The sequence below is a fragment of the Shewanella sp. BJSY2023SW005 genome, from assembly GCF_047314585.1.
Classification (GTDB): domain Bacteria; phylum Pseudomonadota; class Gammaproteobacteria; order Enterobacterales; family Shewanellaceae; genus Shewanella; species Shewanella algae.
The window spans coordinates 53,023-71,711 of the sequence record NZ_JBKORJ010000012.1 but is presented as its reverse complement, the minus strand read 5'-3'; the positions used below and the strand labels follow the sequence as shown (position 1 = coordinate 71,711).

The 18,689-nt window shown below is 54.8% G+C and carries 15 protein-coding genes; 6 read left to right on the top strand and 9 right to left on the bottom strand.

Annotation, left to right across the window (positions count from 1 at the left end; translation table 11 throughout):
• The first annotated feature begins 1 nt into the window (after position 1).
• From napF to ACMHXI_RS01730, 4 genes are all read left to right on the top strand, one after another.
• Entirely contained in the window at positions 2-481 is a 480-nt protein-coding gene (gene napF, locus ACMHXI_RS01745; RefSeq protein WP_208184905.1) for a ferredoxin-type protein NapF, read from the top strand.
• Positions 482-598: 117 nt separating this feature from the next.
• A complete protein-coding gene (locus tag ACMHXI_RS01740; protein ID WP_025010908.1) occupies positions 599-1,003 on the top strand; it encodes a bactofilin family protein in 405 nt (134 codons plus the stop codon).
• Between the two features lie 154 nt (positions 1,004-1,157).
• The gene (locus tag ACMHXI_RS01735) at positions 1,158-2,132 is read left to right on the top strand and encodes a LysR family transcriptional regulator (RefSeq protein ID WP_045282639.1); all 975 of its coding nucleotides are present in this window, start codon (positions 1,158-1,160) and stop codon (positions 2,130-2,132) included.
• Between the two features lie 286 nt (positions 2,133-2,418).
• The gene (locus tag ACMHXI_RS01730; protein WP_413733847.1) at positions 2,419-4,686 is read left to right on the top strand and encodes an OmcA/MtrC family decaheme c-type cytochrome; all 2,268 of its coding nucleotides are present in this window, start codon (positions 2,419-2,421) and stop codon (positions 4,684-4,686) included.
• A 106-nt stretch (positions 4,687-4,792) separates the two neighbouring features.
• Here ACMHXI_RS01730 and ACMHXI_RS01725 read toward each other — a convergent pair whose 3' ends face one another.
• The 8 genes from ACMHXI_RS01725 to ACMHXI_RS01690 all read right to left on the bottom strand — a co-directional run bounded on the left by ACMHXI_RS01725 (position 4,793) and on the right by ACMHXI_RS01690 (position 13,034).
• Positions 4,793-5,467: a DUF2982 domain-containing protein gene (locus ACMHXI_RS01725; RefSeq protein ID WP_208141913.1), complete on the bottom strand. Its 675-nt coding sequence runs from the start codon at positions 5,465-5,467 to the stop codon at positions 4,793-4,795.
• A gap of 68 nt (positions 5,468-5,535) precedes the next feature.
• Positions 5,536-6,315, bottom strand: a complete 780-nt coding sequence (locus ACMHXI_RS01720; RefSeq protein ID WP_335901364.1) for a YdcF family protein — start codon at positions 6,313-6,315, stop codon at positions 5,536-5,538.
• Between the two features lie 187 nt (positions 6,316-6,502).
• Positions 6,503-7,405 carry a fructokinase gene (gene mak / locus ACMHXI_RS01715; protein WP_208181401.1) on the bottom strand — a complete coding sequence of 301 codons (903 nt, stop codon included), beginning with the start codon at positions 7,403-7,405 and terminating at the stop codon, positions 6,503-6,505.
• A 28-nt stretch (positions 7,406-7,433) separates the two neighbouring features.
• The gene (gene cysQ, locus ACMHXI_RS01710) at positions 7,434-8,195 is read right to left on the bottom strand and encodes a 3'(2'),5'-bisphosphate nucleotidase CysQ (protein ID WP_234503159.1); all 762 of its coding nucleotides are present in this window, start codon (positions 8,193-8,195) and stop codon (positions 7,434-7,436) included.
• A 188-nt stretch (positions 8,196-8,383) separates the two neighbouring features.
• Positions 8,384-9,649, bottom strand: a complete 1,266-nt coding sequence (locus ACMHXI_RS01705) for an SDR family oxidoreductase (RefSeq protein WP_413733844.1) — start codon at positions 9,647-9,649, stop codon at positions 8,384-8,386.
• Between the two features lie 68 nt (positions 9,650-9,717).
• Positions 9,718-10,479, bottom strand: a complete 762-nt coding sequence (locus ACMHXI_RS01700; RefSeq protein WP_413733843.1) for a phosphatase — start codon at positions 10,477-10,479, stop codon at positions 9,718-9,720.
• Between the two features lie 103 nt (positions 10,480-10,582).
• Entirely contained in the window at positions 10,583-11,695 is a 1,113-nt protein-coding gene (locus tag ACMHXI_RS01695; RefSeq protein WP_208184908.1) for an NERD domain-containing protein, read from the bottom strand.
• 115 nt (positions 11,696-11,810) lie between these two features.
• Complete coding sequence (locus ACMHXI_RS01690; RefSeq protein ID WP_101059776.1) at positions 11,811-13,034, bottom strand: DEAD/DEAH box helicase; 1,224 nt, start codon at positions 13,032-13,034, stop codon at positions 11,811-11,813.
• Positions 13,035-13,261: 227 nt separating this feature from the next.
• Between ACMHXI_RS01690 and ACMHXI_RS01685 the strand changes: the two genes are divergently transcribed.
• Positions 13,262-15,640: a Lon protease family protein gene (locus ACMHXI_RS01685; protein WP_208123565.1), complete on the top strand. Its 2,379-nt coding sequence runs from the start codon at positions 13,262-13,264 to the stop codon at positions 15,638-15,640.
• Between the two features lie 43 nt (positions 15,641-15,683).
• Here the strand turns inward: ACMHXI_RS01685 and ACMHXI_RS01680 are convergent, their stop codons facing one another.
• The gene (locus ACMHXI_RS01680) at positions 15,684-16,637 is read right to left on the bottom strand and encodes a LysR substrate-binding domain-containing protein (protein ID WP_208184909.1); all 954 of its coding nucleotides are present in this window, start codon (positions 16,635-16,637) and stop codon (positions 15,684-15,686) included.
• A gap of 117 nt (positions 16,638-16,754) precedes the next feature.
• Here ACMHXI_RS01680 and ACMHXI_RS01675 point away from each other — a divergent pair, with 117 nt between their 5' ends.
• Positions 16,755-18,542: a flavocytochrome c gene (locus ACMHXI_RS01675; protein ID WP_096142710.1), complete on the top strand. Its 1,788-nt coding sequence runs from the start codon at positions 16,755-16,757 to the stop codon at positions 18,540-18,542.
• Positions 18,543-18,689 lie beyond the last annotated feature (147 nt).

Below are 18,689 nucleotides of genomic sequence, written 5' to 3'. Positions count from 1 at the left end.
CATGGATCTATCCCGCAGACATCTGTTCAGTCGCCGCAAGAGTAATGTGGTCAGGCCGCCCTGGAGTAAATCGGAAGCGGAATTTATCGACGCCTGTACTCGCTGCGGCGCCTGTGTGGATGCCTGCGAGACCCAAGTGCTTATCAAGGGGGATGGCGGCTTTCCGGAGCTTAACTTCCAGCGCGCCGAATGCAGCTTTTGCCAAGCCTGTGTCACCAGCTGTGCAGAGCCGGCATTCAGGCCTCTTAGCGAAGCGCCTTGGCGGCTTATAGCCCAATTTGCCGACAACTGCCTCGCCCGCCAGGGTATTGTCTGCCAAAGCTGCAAGGATGCCTGCGACGAGCGGGCGATCCGCTTTCCGCCCCTTTTAGGGGCTACCGCTCAACCTGTACTGGATGCCGAGCGCTGCAGCGGCTGCGGCGCCTGCGTTGCCCCCTGCCCCGCCTCTGCCATCAAGCTGGTAGAGCCAGACCCCGCTTGACTTCCCATCCGGGAGCCAAAAATCTGACTCCCACAGCGCCAAATTTTAGTGGTTTTGTTCTTTTTCAATAACGGGTAACATCGGGCCTTCCCTGAGAAAAAACTCTTAAAAAGCATTATGTTTGGTAAAAGCAAAAAAACGACGGGGCTCACATATATTGCCCAGGGCAGCAAAATCACCGGTGAGAGTCACTTCGATGGCGAGACTCTGGTTGGCGGTGCCATTTATGGAAAAATCAACGCCGAAAGCAAGCTGACCATAGAAGCCAACGGCTTGGTTGATGGCGAACTCACCTGCCAGGAGCTCAAGGTCTCCGGACTGTTTCGCGGTAAGCTCTGCTGTGAAAAACTGACCATCTGCGGCACAGGGACTGTCGAAGGTGAAGTGGCCAGTAAGTCGATGGAGATCTTCGAAGGTGGCCAATTTATCGGCATGAGAGTCAAAGAAGAGGTCAATCTGCTGAAACAGCTGGGTAATGACAGCGAAACGGCTACCGAGTTGAGGCTGCAAACCCAGGAATGAGTTTAAAGTATGGGATCCTGCAACAGGATCTCCATCACACTTTGTTCACAAAATATACAAAAGCAGCACAGAATGGTGCTCAGTCACAGTAATGCGCTGCTCGGAGAGCTAACATCTACCCCCTAAGTGGTATGAAGCCGCGGGATGGATGTAAGTGACGAGTCGATTACTCAAGCAGTTGTGCGAATTGGATATCTTTACTCTCATGGTGTTCAAGAACATCTATGAGACGGGGCATGCCAACTGTACGGCAAGAGATTTGGCGGTTTCCGCCCCCAAGGTCAGTCGCTGTTTGGCCGCGCTCAGGCTGGCCTTTGATGACGAGCTTTTCTATCGCCGCCAGCAAAAACTCAAGCCCACCCCACTGGCCGAAAGCCTGTATCAGCCCGTCTGTGATTTCATTCACTCAGTGCATCGGCTGGAGCAACAGGTTCATCAGAGCCGTCAGCCCTCGAACGACATCTGTATCCATATTGCCGTGGCGCATGGACTGCTTTCCGCACTGGCGATGAAATTGGGGCTGAAAAACATTCAACAGCAGTTGGGTCAGGTCAGGCTCTACCCCTGGCAGGACGACTCGGCAGAGAAGATTCACCGTGGGCAACTGGATTTGGGGATCTGTCTCGAACACCCTGAGCAGTTGGATCTCATTCTGAGTTCACTTGGGCAGACCATGGGCGTATGTGTGGTCAGCCGAGAAGATCATCCCCTGTGGCAGAGATCCCCGGCCATCACCCTCGAAGATATCAGCCAATACACCTTCGTTTACTTGACCATCAAGGGCTTCAACGAACGCATGGATCCCATGGAGCTCTTCTGTCAGCAAGAAGGCATACCCCTATCCCAGGTACATGCCGTACACGACAGGGAAGAATGGCACGCTCACCTGCTTACCATGGGCAGTGTAGCCTTCAGCACTCCCAACGAAATGGCGCTTATCAAGGGCATGCCGGGTTTGCGGGTGCAACATCTGCCCGAAACCGAGGTGGCCAAACTCCACCGGGCATTTTCGCTGCCAAGCTACTCCTTGGTGGAAAAAGCCCCCAGCTACCGCCGCTACTCCGAGCAACAAAGAAAGCAGTTACTGGCTCTGGTCACTCAAGAACTCTACCCCAAAGCCGAGTATTGAAAACTGAGTCAGGTCCTGTGCCTGACCCCTTTACTCGCACCAGCACCGACACCCTTCGCCCACCTATCAAAAGCTGCTGACCGCTTTGTCCCTGGTATGGGTTTTCTGCCCTGTAGATTCGGCAATTTCAAAAACTGAAATTATCCATTTCACCATCAGTTATTTCTTTATCAATTTTTTAACCCTTAATTCACAAATAAAACAATAAGTCAAAACTACTACTTTAGATGTATGTATATTCAAGTTACTGCACAAGCAGTACCCATAATTTGAATAAAGGGACGCTATGATGAAAAACCATAATAAGTCATTACTGGCGCTGGCTCTGACCAGTCTATTGTGCCTTACCGCATGCGGGGACGGTGAGGACGGAAAAGACGGAGCCCCCGGTGAACCTGGCATACCAGGCGAACCCGGACAGCCAGGAGCCCCCGCAGGTTCAGGTACTTCCACCATTATCAGTGCCGGCGATGTCAGTTTCGAGATAGTGCCGGCCGACAACACACTGGCAGGCGGCGAAGCCTTCGCCCTCAAGTTCAAGGCCTCGGCCACCAACAGCTCAGGGGAGCGAGTCCCTCTGACGGGCCTGGATCAGGTCGCCCTCTACTCTATTACCGCCATGAGCAATGACTCGGGCAGCGGTGCGCCGCTGCAATGGGTCAATAATGCCACGGCTCAGGAACTGGGCAGCTCCATGTATTGCACCCTGGATGGCACCTATAGCTCCAGAGGTCAGACTGGCGATGCCTGTCTTCTGGTTGAAGATCCGGCCGAGCCAGGTACCTATACCGGCACTTGGGAACATGACGGGGTCGCCCCCATTATGAATGCCAACGACAACCTCAGCGCACCTCATCGCTTGTTCATGCGCGCCTATAACCTCAAGGATGCCAGCGGCGCAGCGGTTGCAGACAAGGTGCTCTCTACGCCGCTGGATTATATTCCGGCATCCGGCGAGCTGGTTGAAGCCACAGGTAAAGATACGGTAACAGATGCCGCCTGTATCGCCTGCCACGGCGAAGTCGAAGGCCGCATCGCCAAGATAAACGCACACCACAACTACCAAAGCACTGAGAAGTGCGTTGCCTGCCACAACCCGGCTCTGGTACCGGACGAAGCCCAAAAAGCCGAAGGTTGGGTATTTGATTTCGGCCCCATGGTTCACAGGCTGCATGCCGGCCATCACATCGCAGGTTTCCTCTCCGGTGAAGCCAAAGAGTACTTCGGTGAAATCGGCTTCCCGGCAGAACTCAACAACTGCGCCAGTTGCCACAACAACGGTGACTCCTGGAACGCCAATATCTACCGCGAAGCCTGTGTCGGCTGCCATATCAATGTCAACTTTGAAACCGGCGTAGGCCACTCTGACTTCAACCTGGCCCAGACCGACGACAGTCAATGTCAGTCCTGTCATGGCAGCGGAGCACTCAGTCCAACCCAGGCTCACAAGGTGGGTAAACGGGCTGAATATGCCGAGCTGTTGACCGTTGAGTTCACCTCGGCCACAGCTGCCGCTTCTACCACGGCGGGCAATAAACTGGTTACCATCACAGCCAATGTCAGCTTCAATGGTCAACCACTGACTGACGCAGCTCAACTGGCGGTGCTCAACAAAGACGCCACTCTGATGGGTAATGTGGATGCCAAGGGTGAAGTCACCCGCTGGGGCAGCAGGCCCGGTCTTGCCAGCGGCAGCGCCGCCAATGGCGTGCTGACCCTGACTGCTGATGTACCGGAAACTCAGGCGATGGGCACCATTTACGTCGGTACCGAGGCCAACTTCTGTGTCGATAACTCAGGTAAGATAGCCGCCTGTGCCGAAGGCATGCCCTTCGATGCCGGTAATCCGATTGGCGCCACTTCAAGCGTTAAGTTCTATAACCTTGACGGTGGTGATGCAGTAACAGCCCGCTTTGCCATTGCTGAGCGGATGAGCGCCAGTGAAGCCAAGTGTAATGCCTGTCACGGCACCCTGGACTATATCAAGGGCAACCGTCACGGCACCTACACCTTCGATCAGTGTATGGACTGCCATAACAACAGCTATTACGGCTCCTATCACGGCACCTCCGAGTACAACACAGGTAATCTGGATGCCGATGGTAATCCTATATTTGCTGAAGTACCCGAGCTCTTGTATGCCAACCGGGATCTGATGACAGTTGCCCACCGCTTCCACAGTGGTAACTGGGGTGAAGCTGCCATCTTCCGTGACGCCTCAGGCGAGCTGCACGGCTATCCAGGTGTGGAAACCGAATGTTCCGCCTGCCACAAAGACGAGACACCGCTGTTCGCCGCCGATGGTGGCCTGACATCCGCCAAGCGTGCAATCAAGATTTCGGCTACCGAGTATATCTCTCCGGTTGCAGAATCCTGCCGTACCTGTCACGCTCACTCTGACGCGGCCGCTCTGGCCCACTTCAAGAGCAATGGTGCCTTCGTTGCCGGTGATGCTGCCACAGACGCCAACCTGCCGGTTGAGTCCTGTGCCACCTGTCACGCCGAAGGCAAGACCTATGGCGTAGATAAGGTACACGCAGGGGGTGCTCACTAGTACCGTACCTTGAGGGCTGTCCCTGCAAGGCCCTCCCTCAACTCTGCAACAACAAGGGGACCCAACCGGGTCCCCTTGCCTTTTCTCAACTTACTCAAGCCAGAAATTACAACTCAGTAGCCGACACCCTCTGCTGCCACAGTTGCCGCAGTTTACGGACAAAGCTCTCCGGCGGTTGATCCAAAGCATCCACGGGAATATAGAGGTGATAGCCCAAGTACTTGTCCAGCGTCAGGCAGCGGCGGCCAAACATGGCCAAAACGCCTCTGTAACGCTCATCATTGACCGTCAGGGGTTCAAACTCGGCGCTGAGTGCCGCTTCCAATGTCTGCAGCTCTTCATCCTGGGCGGCAGCTGTCATCAGCAAGGGCCGCTGCTCCGACAAGAGCCCGGTCGCTAACCTGGGTGAAATGGCATCCAGCAGTGGATTGATACGTTTGAGCTTGAGCCCGACATAGGGCAGCGTCAGTTGCTCCATACCTTGGGTGACTCTGGGCTGATCCAGCCGCTGAATATTATCCCAGGCCACAAACAAGCTGCCGCGGCGATGAAAGAACCTCAGCCCTTCGGCGCTGAATTCAAGACTGACATGGGGCTCGAGCTGCTTGGCAACTCCCAGCACCAAAGACACGGCCCCGAGGGCAAAACAAACCAGTCCGGGCGCAAACATCCAGGGCCAACCGATAAACAGCACCAAACCCAGGACAACACCCAGCCCTCCGGCCAGGGTCAGTGTAATGCCATTGCGCTTGCTGCCCGGCCTTATTGTGATAGTTTCCATAACGCTTTCGCTCTATTGTCAGCGGCTTGTCAGCCGTTTATTCATTCCATGACCAGGGTTCAGGACCATTAGCGGCCGGTGACAGTCAACCAGGCCAATCCCAGATACTCGTGCAGCGCCTTTTGTGATTTATCCAGATTGGATGTAGTCAGGCGCCACCAGTGATCGCGCCTAAGCAGAAAGTCGGTCGGTGCCGCCTGAGGTTCAAGCCCGGTCGAGCGGAATATTCGCATCGCCCTTGGCATATGGCTGGCGGAAGTGACCAGGATCAGTTGTCTGCCACCCAAGGCATCTATTCCTTTATCGTCTGTGCCGGCACCGAAGGCCTGCCGCAACGCCAGGGCTTCCTCTATGGTATCGCGGGCCGACTCCAGCATTAGAATTCGCGATGGCTCGGCCCCCAACTCGATGGCAGCCTCGGCCATGCGCCGGGCATGACTCTGCTGCTCAAGGCCGCCACTCCAACCACTGACCGCCAACAGACAATCTTTGCTGTTGGCCGCCTTGAGTTGCGCCACCCCTTCACTGAGACGCTCAAGCGCCGTTGCCGACAACATATGTCGCGCGAGTCCGCCAACCTGATCATCATGGCCAGAACCCAGCACCATCACCACACAGGAGCGCGCCGGCGCAGCGGTATAAAGTGGATACTGACGCTCAAGCCCCGCAAGCAGGGTATTGCTGCCGATAGAGCTGGAAAGCAGCAGCATCCAAGTGATGGCAAAAACCACCAGGGCGCGCGCTACTCCCGGCCTGCGACGGATATAAAAACAGGCCAGCAGCAGAGTGACCAAGGTTAGAGGGATGGGCATAAAGAACTGAGAGAGAATTTTTTTCAGCCAGAACACGCTTGATATCCGAAGGTTGGCAAAAGTAGCCATAGCTTACAGAAGCGTTACTCGGCTGACCAGTGATTGGCGAAGGGCTATGGACTCGCTTGCCCCAATACATGTTCGAGTGCTTTTCCCTTTTGTCTAAAGTGCCTAAAGCGCCTAAGTCGAATATCAGTAATACGGTCCGGGCACCTTGCCAAACTCAGTCCCGGCCCCACAGCCAAGCGGCGCCGCGTACCCCGGAGGAGCAGCCGTAGTGATTGGCCAACACTGGGGTTCGGCACTCGCCGCCGACCACATAGCGCTTGAGTCTGGCCGGCAATGCCGGATAGATGGCCTGCACATTGGACATACCGCCGCCAAGTACTATGGCGTCAGGATCCAGCAGATTGATCACATGGGCCAGAGAACGGGCCAGACGGTCAAGGTAGCGCTCAAAGGCCGCGCTAGCCTCGGCATCCCCCTGCTCCACCAATGCCATCACCTCGGCGCCTGAGCTGAGCTGCGCCCCAGCAGCCTGGTTATAGTCGCGGACAAATCCGGTTCCCGAAATAAAGGTTTCGATGCAGTCGTACTTGCCGCAAAAACACTCAGTGCTGTTGAACTCCTCGGCGCGTATCCAGGGCAAGGGATTATGGCCCCACTCACCACCTATACCATTGCCCCCCTGATGCACCCTGCCATTGATGGCAATGCCGGCACCGCAGCCTGTGCCTATGATCACCCCGAACACCACCTCTTTACCTGCGGCGGCGCCATCCAGCGCCTCGGAGACCGCAAAACAGTTGGCGTCATTGGCAACTCGCACTTTGCGCCCCAGGCGCTGCTCAAGATCTCTATCGAGCGGATGACCATTTAACCAAGTGGAGTTGGCGTTTTTCACCAAACCGGAAAAGGGTGAGATCACCCCGGGAATACCAATACCGATGGTTCCTGTCATTTCCAGCTGCGTCTCGGCTTCATCGACCAAGGCACAGATGGCCTCAATGGTCGCCTGATAGTCTCTGGGGGTGGCAATTCGCTTGCGAAACAGCTCACTCCCTTCGCCACTCAGAGCCACCAATTCAATCTTTGTGCCGCCCAAATCAACGCCGATACGCATCATGCTTTCAACTCCGGTGTGTATATCTGCTTCAATCGCAAGGCCAATCGGCACTGTATGCGATAAACCAAGGATTGAGGATAGTTTCTTTTTGGTTATATTTTAAGTTGTTGCCTGCTGGATATTCCAAAACTCGGCCACCGGCACTCTCAAGCACCGCCTGAGCCGCCGCCGTATCCCATTCGCTGGTAGGGCCCAGTCTGGGGTAGATGTCCGCCTTGCCCTCAGCAAGCAGGCAGAATTTGAGTGATGAGCCGACACTCTTCATTTCGTGCTCGCCAAGCTGCTGCAGATACTCGCCAAGCCCCGGGCTCGAGTGCGAGCGACTGCCGACAATCACAGGAACCTGACGCTTAACCCCGGCCCTGGCATTCAATTCCACCCGCTGGTACCCAGCCGCATTTGGGGTCTCACGCCAGGCACCGAGTCCCAGCGCGCCCAAATAGCACACGGCTGTGGCGGGCACATAGACAACACCGGCGACCGCCTGGCCGCGGTGAATAAGCGCAATGTTGACGGTAAATTCGCCGTTGCCCTTGATAAACTCCTTGGTGCCGTCGAGTGGGTCGATAAGCCAATAGGTTTCCCAGCCCCGCCGCTGCGCCCAGGGGATATCCGCCGCTTCTTCCGACATCTGTGGCCAGGCAGGAAACTCACGCGCCAGCGCCTGTTGCAACACAGCGTGACTGGCAAGATCGGCAGCCGTGACCGGACTGTCATCGGCCTTGCGCTCAATCGCCAGTTCGCAACCCTGATAGTATTGCATTATCGCCTCACCGGCGGCGCGGGCCATCTCGGCCAAGAGTGTCAGCTGCTTGGCATCAAGCAAGGTCTTGGAGGGATTATTCGACAAGGTTTCATCCTTTGGATCAACAAGATAGTTTATTATGCCAGCCACCTGGCTTTGGCGGGTATAACCTTTAGCTACTGGTTATAATCTACAGTCGGTTTTGTCTTACTTTTCAACCTGTTTAACCCCATTCAATTCAAGGAAGGTGCACCAAGCCCCGAAAGCATCAGCGCCAGCTGCGCCTGCCAGGAAAGCCAGATGGGTGACAGATAATCTTTTGGCAAATAGCAGCGAAACGCCGAAGGCATGGCCGCCATGGCATCTTTAAGAGCGCTTGAGTCGAGCGCCGAATACGCCGGGCGCGGCGCCTGTGCTCGATTCAATAAGGCGCCGTATTCTGCTGTGCTGACAGGTGTTATCCGGCACCCTGGCGTGATTGGCGCCGGGTTTGCTGGTGAATGTAATGCAGCTTGAGATTGCAACGCGGTTTGAGATTGCAAGGCGGTTTGCAATGGCGGCGCCGCCTGAGAGCTTGGCGCAGAATTGCACTGCGGCTTGGCAATTTGCTCGGCTATATCTTTGGTGAAAAGATACCAGCTGCACTGCCCCGTTGCAGCGTAATGAAAGCAGCCGCTCAGCACCGCGGACTTCTCTGGATCAAGATGAAACCAGATGAGCAACTGCCAGATAAGCCGCGCCAACGCCTCGGCCCAGGTTGGCGTGCCGACCTGATCCGCCACCACCTTGAGTTCCGGGCGCTCGGTCAGCAATCGCCCCATGGTCAACACAAAGTTGCTGCCAAAACGGCTGTAAAGCCAAGAGGTTCGCAGCACCAGGGCGCCGGGATTGGCCTTAAGCAAGCGCTGCTCGCCGGCGAGCTTGCTCTGACCGTACAGGCTCAAAGGCTCGCAAACATCGCTCTCGGTCAAGGCTCTGGGCGCATTCCCGAGCATATTGGTAGCTGCATTTCCAGAAGCGTTTCCGAGTTCATTCCCCAAATCATTCCCCAAATCATTCCCGAAGACATTCCCGAAGACATAGTCGCTCGAAATATGGATAAGCCAAGCACCCTGTTGCCGGCACCAGATGGCCAAACGCTCCGGCGCCTCGGCATTAAGCGCCATGGCGACAGCCATATCCTGCTCGGCCGCATCCACGGCATTGTAGGCGGCGCAGTTGATTATCACATCGGCATTGATTTCACTGAGCCGCTCGGGCAAATCTGCTGAGGTTAAATCCAGCTGCTGATGCCCGAGCGCCACAATTTCAATTGCGCTGCCAGGTGCTATAGCACTGCGGGGTTTTACAGCACTACCGGACACCAGGCTTGCCTCAGGTATCTCCATTCGCAGCCTGGAAGGCGAAAACTCGGGCAACCAAGGCAAATTCGCCAGCAGTGCCTGTCCGAGCTGGCCATGAGCGCCGGTGATCAATATTCGGGTAGTCTTGGCTTTCACGATTCGGGATTCATGGCTAATCAGTTGATGGATTTTGTGGCTCGTATCCTCAAGACAGGCGAACCAGGTTAGCCCACGGCCGCCTCACTCTTAAAGTAGTCGATTAACTCACCAAGCGTCTTGTGGCCTCGCTGCTGCAGGAAATTAAGCAGCGCCAATGGCTCGCGATTGAGCAGCCTGTCTCTTGGATAACCGGCGGCATCCACTATCTCAAGCGCCAGCGGGAACTCCCCCAGACTGAAGGCAACATGGGAATCTGATCCCATCACCAACTGGGCATCGAATCGTTTCGCCAGTTTGGCAATATTGAGGCAGCTGTCTTCACTGCCCTTGCGGGAGCAGGCAAAAGAGGAGTTATTGATCTCCAGCGCCACATTATGCTCGGCGGCAGCGCGGACAATCAGCTCCTGATCCAATGGATACTTGGGATTGCCTGGGTGGGTAATGATATCGACCTTGCCGCTGCGAATGCAGTTCAGCAGCGCCTGAGTGTGGCTGTCACTGGCGGCGGGAGGGAATACCGGCTCGTGAAACCCGGCCTGCACCAAGTCCAGCTCCTCCAGGAACTCACCAAAGAAGTCGATTTCCCCCTCCAGATTGGTAATATTGGCTTCAATTCCGCGCAATATCCCTACGCCGTCGACTATCCGCGGCAATACCCTGAGATTCACAAAATGCCAGAAATGCGGCGCATCGGCCATCGCCGGCCCATGATCTGTGGTGGCAAACAAACGGATCCCTTTCTGCTTGGCGACTGCCAGGTAATCATGGATCGTGCTGTAGGCATGAGTAGAGGCAACTGTGTGGGTATGGGTATCGACTGCGAACATGGCTCCCCCAGGAGACTGTTTCTTGAAAACCGGGCCACTAGCTTAGCGCAACTGACCCACTTTGGCGAATGAACCCAATAGCGAGCCGCATCTCAGTAATGATTTACAAACTGGGTTCAATACGGCGACTCTTGAGCCTGGCGATATGCCTTTCCCTTGCCTCTACTGTGGATGCCTCACTGGCTTGCTGCAAGCAGAGTTCGAATTGCATCAACTCATCTTGGGTAAACAGTGTTTGCCGAAATCCCTGCAGATAATCATCCAATTGCGCCAACTGGATAACATTTTGCGGAACGGCGGTCTTGAAACTGGCTCTGGGGCCGAAAACAACCAAAGACCTTATTCCCCGGTTCGTCCCCAGAATATGGGCAACGGCCAGGCAGTGTTTGTAGTTTTGATGCAGCGGATTCTGGAACCGGCACTTGCTGCGATAAAGATGTTGCACCCAGTGCTTTGAATAGGGGTCGGCAAAAATCCAGCCGCTGTAATCCTTACTCTCGATAACCAAGATCCCGTTGACAGTTAGCAGCAACAGATCTATTTCTGTCTCATCCCCGTCGGCGGTCTGCAATAGTATATTTCGATATAACTTGAAATAACCGCCAACCAAGGTTTCCCGAATACACTGCGCTATCGCCTCTTCCCCGTTTTCACCCAGAGAATTTTCCCGCTTTCGCCGCCAAAAGGGAAATCCCAATATCCCAGCGGCCAGCAACAAGGCTACCAAAAACCACTTGAGTTCCAAGCTGAGTAATATCTGAGGCTTTCCCGCAACAGGCACTACAACCCGCTGGGGATGAGCGCTGGAATAATTAACCCTAGGCTCGGCATAGGATGCCGTTTTCCGCTCGGGAGGCGCGGCATTGGTTATCGAACCACTGATATTAAGCGGAGCCTTATCCGAAATGATGGGTGATTGACAATGACGTTGCAGGTTACGGGACAATTTAAGGTATCTGGCCGAGTCAGGGTTTCGCTCCCCCATCTCGTGGCGAATAAGCAGGCAGGTTGCCTGGGTGTATTGCTCATAAGCTTCAGCAGATCCAGAAAGCACACCGGCTGGAGAACTGCTCTCTGTTATTAACAGACTGCCACTGCCGCCATCTTGGGCCTCGATGGTAGAGGCTGCAGCTTCCTGTGCAATAGCCACTTTCGGTGCAATAGTGGCAAAGCTCAGACAGATCCCGAGTACGACTGTTATCCAATACGCTTTCACCCATAAATCCTTTTCATGGCCAATGCCGACTCAGGCAACGCTGTTGATGTTCTACCGATTCAGAGTTTGCCAGAAAGGCGCAGTGATACAAGCAATCCCTGTTATTTATCGCTTGTTATCTTTTACCAAGCGCTCTCTTGCGGGCACGTTGCTTTTGGGCGGCTTTACTCTGGTTTCTCGGTGCGTCAAAACTGCGGTTGAGATCCGGCTCAAACCCGGGCAGCCATTCTCTGGGGAGGCGTCTGTCGAGCATGGCTTCCAGCTCTTCGAGGAGGCGCTCGTCGTCACGACTGAATAGGGTGATGGCGAGCCCTTCCATGCCGGCGCGGCCGGTGCGGCCAATGCGGTGCACATAATCTTCGCGCTTGAACGGCAGCTCCAGATTGATAACACAAGGCAAAGCAGCTACATCCAAGCCTCTGGCGGCAACATCTGTGGCCACCAGCAAACGGCATTCACCCGCCTTGAACGCCTGATAGGTCTGCTCCCGCTGAGCCTGACTCAGATCTGAGTGCAGCGCACTGGCGGCCAAGCCCTCGGCACTGAGCTCACAGACCAGTTTGTCGGCCCCCTCCTTGGTGCGGCTGAACAGCAACACCTGACGCCAGTCGTGCCGGCGACAAAGGGCGGCAACGGCGGCGGCCTTACGCTCGCTATCGAGCTCAATCAATCGCTCCTTGATACTGCCACCCTGCTCCGATGCTTGCAGCTCCAACACTTTGGGAGACTGCAGCAAAATCTTGGCCAGACGCCAGATGTTGTCGTTGAAGGTGGCGGAAAACAGCAGAGTCTGGCGCTGTTTGGCCATCTTTTTCATCAGCGCCGAGATCTCATCTTCAAACCCCATATCCAACATGCGGTCGGCCTCATCAAACACCAGGGTCTCAACCTTATCCAGCCTGAGACTGCGCTTTTTAAGGTGATCCAGCAGGCGCCCGGGTGTGGCGACCAAGATATCGACGCCATCCTTGAAGTTCTTTAGCTGCCCATCGAGTGGCACACCGCCATAGGCAATGGCAATCTTCAGCTCGCAGCCCTTGGCATAGCTTTTAATGTTATCGAAAACCTGCTGCGCCAACTCCCGGGTAGGCACCAGCACCAGAGCCTTGGGCGCTGCGGGTTTTACTGCTCTCTCAGTCGTGGCGGGCATTAAACGCGCCAGCAACGGCAAGGCAAAAGCGGCGGTTTTCCCTGTGCCCGTCTGTGCCTGCACCAGGAGATCGCTGCCGGCGAGCACCAAAGGAATGGCCTCTGCCTGCACTTGGGTTGCCTTGCTAAAACCCAGTCCGGCCAGATTGGTCAGTAGCGGTTCGGGCAGAGAAAAAGCGGCAAATTCCATGGAGAGTCCTTCAAAGATAAAGCTTAGGGCAAACCGCCATTATACCCTGCTACCCGGTGCCGGATAGGTGTTATCCCTGCGTTCGGGCAGCAAACGTTGCTTACGGGTGAAAAATTAACCGCCCGAGAGACTTATTCGGCTTGACGTTTGCTTTAGGCTGCAGCGCATCTTATTGTCATAAAAAGCAGTTTTACTTTTCTCTGCCCTATTTGAACAAGGAAGCGCCCATGGCCGTCACCAGCTTAGATGCCAGTCAGGTATACCGTCCCGCCAATCTCGACAATCTGGGAGATGAGGTCAAGTCTACCCGCGAACTGGAGCCACTGGATGACATCATAGGCCAGGAACGGGCCCAGAGTGCGGTGGAATTTGCCATGTCCATCAAGGAAAAGGGCTACAACATCTATGCCATAGGCCAAAATGGTCTGGGCAAACGCACCATGATGTTGCGTTATCTCAAGCGCCATGAATTTACCGACAAGACACTTAACGACTGGTGTTATGTGGCCAACTTCGACCAGACCCGTACCCCCAAGGTGCTCAAATTGCCCGCCGGCAAGGGCGTCACTTTCAAGAAGGAGATGGAAAAACTGGTTCTCAGGCTGGTCAAGGCGCTGCCGTTGGCGTTTGACAACGAGATGTATTACCGCCGCGCCGACAAGCTCAAGAGTCAGTTGGCGCAAAAACAGGAAGCGGCGCTGTTGGCTCTGAGCGAAGAAGCCAAGGGGATGAAAATAAGCCTCTCCATCAACACTCAGGGCGAGTATCAGTTGATGGCGCTGAACGGCGAAGAGCCGCATACCGAGGAAACCTATCACGCCCTGCCAGAAGCCGAGCAGCAGGCGTTTGAACAGAATATCAAACACTTGGAATCGCGCCTGCGGGGCATTATCCGCCAATTGACCGAATGGGAAGAGGAGTTCAGCACCAAGCAGCAGGAGCACGATGAACAGGTGGCCCGCGAAGTACTGAGCCATTTCTTCAAGCCGCTCAAGGATGAATACCGCAGCCTGCCGGAGATCCGCTCTTTTCTGACGGCGATGCAGAAAGATATGCTCGGTAACCTGGATATCTTCCTCGAGGAGAGTGAAGACCAACTGGCGCTGGCCTATGCCTCGCTGGAAAAGAAAATGCCCAGGCGTTATCAGGTCAACCTGCTGGTGGGTCAAGAGGAGCAGAAATTCCCTGTGGTGGTAGAGGAAAACCCCACCTATCACGGCCTATTCGGTTATGTGGAAAACGCCACTTACCGCGGCACCGTCTTTACCGACTTTTCGCTGATCCGCCCCGGCAGCCTGCACAAGGCCAATGGCGGGGTGCTGCTGATGGATGCGGTCAAGGTGCTGGAGCGGCCCTACGTTTGGGACGGGCTCAAACGGGCACTGCGTTCCCGCAGTCTGGATCTCAGCTCGCTGGAGCGTGAAGTCTCCCTGTCCGGCACAGTTTCACTGGCGCCGGAGCCTATCCCTCTGGATGTCAAAATCGTGCTCTTCGGTGACAACCAGACCTACCAGTTACTGCAGCATTATGATCCCGACTTCAGCGAGCTGTTTCGGGTGACCGCCGACTTTGAAGATGTGATGCCAAGAAGTCCGAAGGCCGAATGTTTCTATGCCAGATTTATCTCCTCGATAGTGCACGACAACCAGATGCTGCACTGCGATCGCAGCGCCATTGCGCGGATAATCGAATTCAGCTCGCGCCAGGCCGATGACCAAACCCAGCTGTCACTGCATTCGGCCAATATCGCCAATCTGCTGCGGGAGACCCACTACTGCGCCAAGGCGGCCAACGCCCGCAGTATTCGCCTCGCCCATGTAGAGCAGGCATTGGCGCAGCAGGAGCAAAGGGTATCGCGTCTCAGGGACCAACTGATGCAGAGCTTTCACAAGGGCACCACCCTCATTGATGTGCACGGCAAAGTCTGCGGCCAGGTCAACGCCCTGTCGGTCATCGCCACCACAGATCATCAGTTTGGCCTGCCCAACCGTATCAGCGCGACCACAGCTTTTGGCAAGGGCGAAGTGTTGGACATTGAACACAAGGTGCGCCTCGGCGGCCGTATTCACTCCAAGGGGGTGTGGATCCTCTCGGCCTATATCAAAACCCTGTTGGGACGCGAGGCCGATATTCCGCTGACCACCTCCCTGACCTTCGAGCAATCTTATTCCGGGGTCGATGGCGACAGTGCCTCCATGGCCGAATGCTGCGCCATTATCTCTACAATCGCCCAGGTTCCCCTGCGCCAGGATATTGCCATAACAGGTTCAATGAACCAGTTCGGTGAAGCCCAGCCCATAGGCGGGGTCAATGAAAAGATTGAAGGCTTTTTCGATGTCTGTGCCATCAAGGGGCGCAGACATACCCAAGGGGTGATCATTCCCGCGGCCAACGCCCACAACCTGATGCTGAAAAAGCCTGTGGTGGACGCCATCAGCAAGGGCAAGTTCCATATCTGGACGGTCGAGCATGTGACCGAGGCGATGGCATTGCTGTGCGATATGGAAACCGGCAAGGCCGACAAGCGCGGTCATTACCCGAATGGCAGTTTACTGGGACTGGCCTCGGCCAGGCTGTCAGCTTTAAAAGCCAAAGATAAAGCGTAATCCAACGCTAAAGTAAGCAGCGCCGCTCAAGGGCGGCGTTTGATTATCCCAAAGGGGTTGAACACCCCAACCGCTGCCGACATGTGCTGACAGAAGAACGCTCCGGGATACGTTTCACCTCTTCCAGAATAGACTGATAGATCAGCGCAGTAGATTCATGTTGCATCCGCTCGAAGGTGCTGACCAGATGATATGAAGGCGATTTGTGCTCAGGCATGCGGATCTCAAACGGGATCACCAAACGCTGTTTCTCCAGCTCCTTTTCCACCAGCAAGCGGTTGACATAGGCAATTCCCGCGCCCAAGACCGCGGCTTCTATGGCCTGAACTGAATTTTGAAATACCAGCCTCGACTGTTGTGCTCGCCGTTCAATGCCAAAGTACTGTAATACTATATCCCACTGTACCAATCTATTATTGGTATATATCAAGGTCATATTATCGACGGCATTTTGTGTTAAAGAATCATAATTAACCGCACAGTATTCAGGGTGACAAACGGCCACCATTTCCTCATCAAAGAGATGAACGGAATAATAATTATCCCAGGAGTCATAACCGTATCTAATAGCCAGATCCAGACCAGTACTTCCAAAATCAAGATATTCCAGGGTATCGATAAACTCGATACTGATCCCCTTATGATAAATATGACTCTGGCTCATTCTTGGCAATAGCCAGTTTTTCAGCAGTGACGGCGGCACAGCCAGTTTCAATGAGGGGCTATGTCCCTGCACCCCAAGGTCTATGGTGGCTTCTTCCATATTTTGTAGAATAATCGCGACTCTGGCGAAATATTTTCGGCCGCTGTGAGTGAGCTCCAATTGCCTGTGACTACGGTCAAACAATTCTTTACCGACAAAGTTTTCCAATGCGGCGATTTGGTGACTGATTGCGCCCGGCGTCACATTCAGTTCAACCGCTGCCAATTTAAAACTCTTGAGTCTTGCGGCCGCTTCAAAACAAATCACCGCCTTCATTGGTGGAATTATTCTCATATTTTCTCTTAACACTTTAGTTTTTTTAACGTCACAGACGAAAACGATTGGTTTGATAACTCACCCATGCATTAACAATATTATCAAGGCATAACAAAACCATGTGTGAGGATATTCATGAAAAGAATAATGTTATTGGCCGGTACTGCATTTCTGTATACCGGCATGGTATCTGCTGCGGGTCTGGCCGAGCACCATATCAAACAGGCCGGGGCCGATTGTCAGTCCTGCCACAGTCAGCCCATAGAGGTAAAAGACAATGAGGCTCGGGAAAACCAGGCTTGTATCAGTTGCCACGGCTCGCTGCAGGAGTTGGCTCAGCAGGCAAAACAACCGCTTTCGCCCCACCACAGTCATCTTATTGACCTGTCCTGCACCAGTTGCCACTCGGGCCACAAGGAGCCTGTGATGGTGTGTCAGACCTGCCATGACAGTTTCAAGAGCAGTTTTCATATTCCCTTCTCCGCGAGTGATAAGGTAGCGGATACCTATGTCTTCCCCGAAGTATCTCAGCAAGCCATAGACAAGGCGCTGGCCGCAGGTCCGGTGGAAAGGCATGAGCTTCTGGTCATTGGCGCCGGCGCCGCCGGACACGCCGCCGCCGTATCGGCCCGCCAGCACGGTATCAAAGATGTGGTATTACTTGAGAAACAACCCTACATAGGTGGCAATGGCATGCTGGCCGCCGGTGGCATGGCTTCGGCAGAGACCCTGACCCAGGCGTTTCGTGGTTATCAGGACAGCAAGGCGCTCTGGTATCAGGACACAATGAAGGGTGGCCACCAGCTCAATAACCCGGATCTGGTGCATACCCTGGTCAACAACGGCAGTGCCGGTATCGATTGGTTGATGGCCTTGGGCGCAGATATGACTTCCGCGGCCAGTGCCGGTGGCCACAGTGCCGAACGTCTGCACCGGCCCAGCGGCGGTGCTAAGTCCGGCCCGGAAATAATCAAGACCTTGAAAAATGCGGCCGAAAAACTCGGAGTTGAAACCCGCACCAACAGCAAGGTGATACGCTTAGTGCAAGATAAACAAGGCAAAATCACCGGAGTACTGGTGCAAGGGAAACACAGTGGGGTGAACCTGTTGGCAGCCAAGGCCGTGGTGATCGCCTCCGGCGGCTTTGCCCGCAACAATGCCTTGGTCGCCAAATACAGACCGGATCTCAAGGGCGTGGACTCTACCAATAACCCGGGCAATGTCGGCGATGCACTCACCTTTGCCACCGCCATTGGCGTGGATACTGTGGATGTCGACCAAATCCAGGCCTTCCCCACAGCAGCGGCCGGTAAAATGGTTATTTCAGGCACAGCACGCGGCGCCGGTGCCATATTGCTGAACCGCGATGGTGCCAGATTCTGTGACGAGATGGGCCCCAGGGACAAAGTCTCCGAGTGCATCTGGGCTCAACCCGGAAAAGACGCCTGGCTGGTATTTGATGAAACCGTGTTTGAACGTCTGGGGCAACTGCGGGGCATGCTGGAGCTGGGTATCATCTACAAAGCCGCCGATGCCAAAGAGCTGGCCGCCAAAACCCAAATGAATGCCGAAACGGCGGCAGCCGCCGTCAAACGCTATAACGGTTTTCAGGCCAGTGGCAAGGACAGCGATTTTGGCCGCAAGAATATGGCCGACGATCTGCATTTCCCGCTCTATGCCGTGCAGGTTAAGCCTGCGGTTCACCACACTATGGGCGGCCTTAAAATCGCCACTGATACCCGGGCATTGAATAAAGACGGCAAGCCTATTGCCGGCCTTTATGCCGCCGGTGAAGTAACAGGTGGCGTCCACGGTGCCAATCGGCTGGCGGGTAATGCGATAGCCGATACCATAGTATTTGGTCGCATAGCCGGTGAAAATGTCGCCGAATTTATCAAACAAACAGCAACCGATAACCAGTAATCTGTATCGCCCCTTGGGAAGATTCGCAAGGGGCGTTGTTTAAGCCATATTTCCAGCAGCCCCAGTTAGAATATGGCGCAGGAAAGCCTTATTGGTTCACATTTATTAAACATCCTCAGTTAAAACTCCTCGGCTTGCACTATTCTT

What these genes read in the sequence shown, in the direction of transcription:
- napF (WP_208184905.1), top strand. Translation starts at nt 2, where the DNA reads ATGGATCTATCCCGCAGACATCTGTTCAGTCGCCGCAAGAGTAATGTG.
- ACMHXI_RS01740 (WP_025010908.1), top strand. Translation starts at nt 599, where the DNA reads ATGTTTGGTAAAAGCAAAAAAACGACGGGGCTCACATATATTGCCCAG.
- ACMHXI_RS01730 (WP_413733847.1), top strand. Translation starts at nt 2,419, where the DNA reads ATGATGAAAAACCATAATAAGTCATTACTGGCGCTGGCTCTGACCAGT.
- ACMHXI_RS01725 (WP_208141913.1), bottom strand. Translation starts at nt 5,467, where the DNA reads ATGGAAACTATCACAATAAGGCCGGGCAGCAAGCGCAATGGCATTACA.
- mak (WP_208181401.1), bottom strand. Translation starts at nt 7,405, where the DNA reads ATGATGCGTATCGGCGTTGATTTGGGCGGCACAAAGATTGAATTGGTG.
- cysQ (WP_234503159.1), bottom strand. Translation starts at nt 8,195, where the DNA reads ATGGCCCGCGCCGCCGGTGAGGCGATAATGCAATACTATCAGGGTTGC.
- ACMHXI_RS01700 (WP_413733843.1), bottom strand. Translation starts at nt 10,479, where the DNA reads ATGTTCGCAGTCGATACCCATACCCACACAGTTGCCTCTACTCATGCC.
- ACMHXI_RS01690 (WP_101059776.1), bottom strand. Translation starts at nt 13,034, where the DNA reads ATGGAATTTGCCGCTTTTTCTCTGCCCGAACCGCTACTGACCAATCTG.
- ACMHXI_RS01685 (WP_208123565.1), top strand. Translation starts at nt 13,262, where the DNA reads ATGGCCGTCACCAGCTTAGATGCCAGTCAGGTATACCGTCCCGCCAAT.
- ACMHXI_RS01680 (WP_208184909.1), bottom strand. Translation starts at nt 16,637, where the DNA reads ATGAGAATAATTCCACCAATGAAGGCGGTGATTTGTTTTGAAGCGGCC.
- ACMHXI_RS01675 (WP_096142710.1), top strand. Translation starts at nt 16,755, where the DNA reads ATGAAAAGAATAATGTTATTGGCCGGTACTGCATTTCTGTATACCGGC.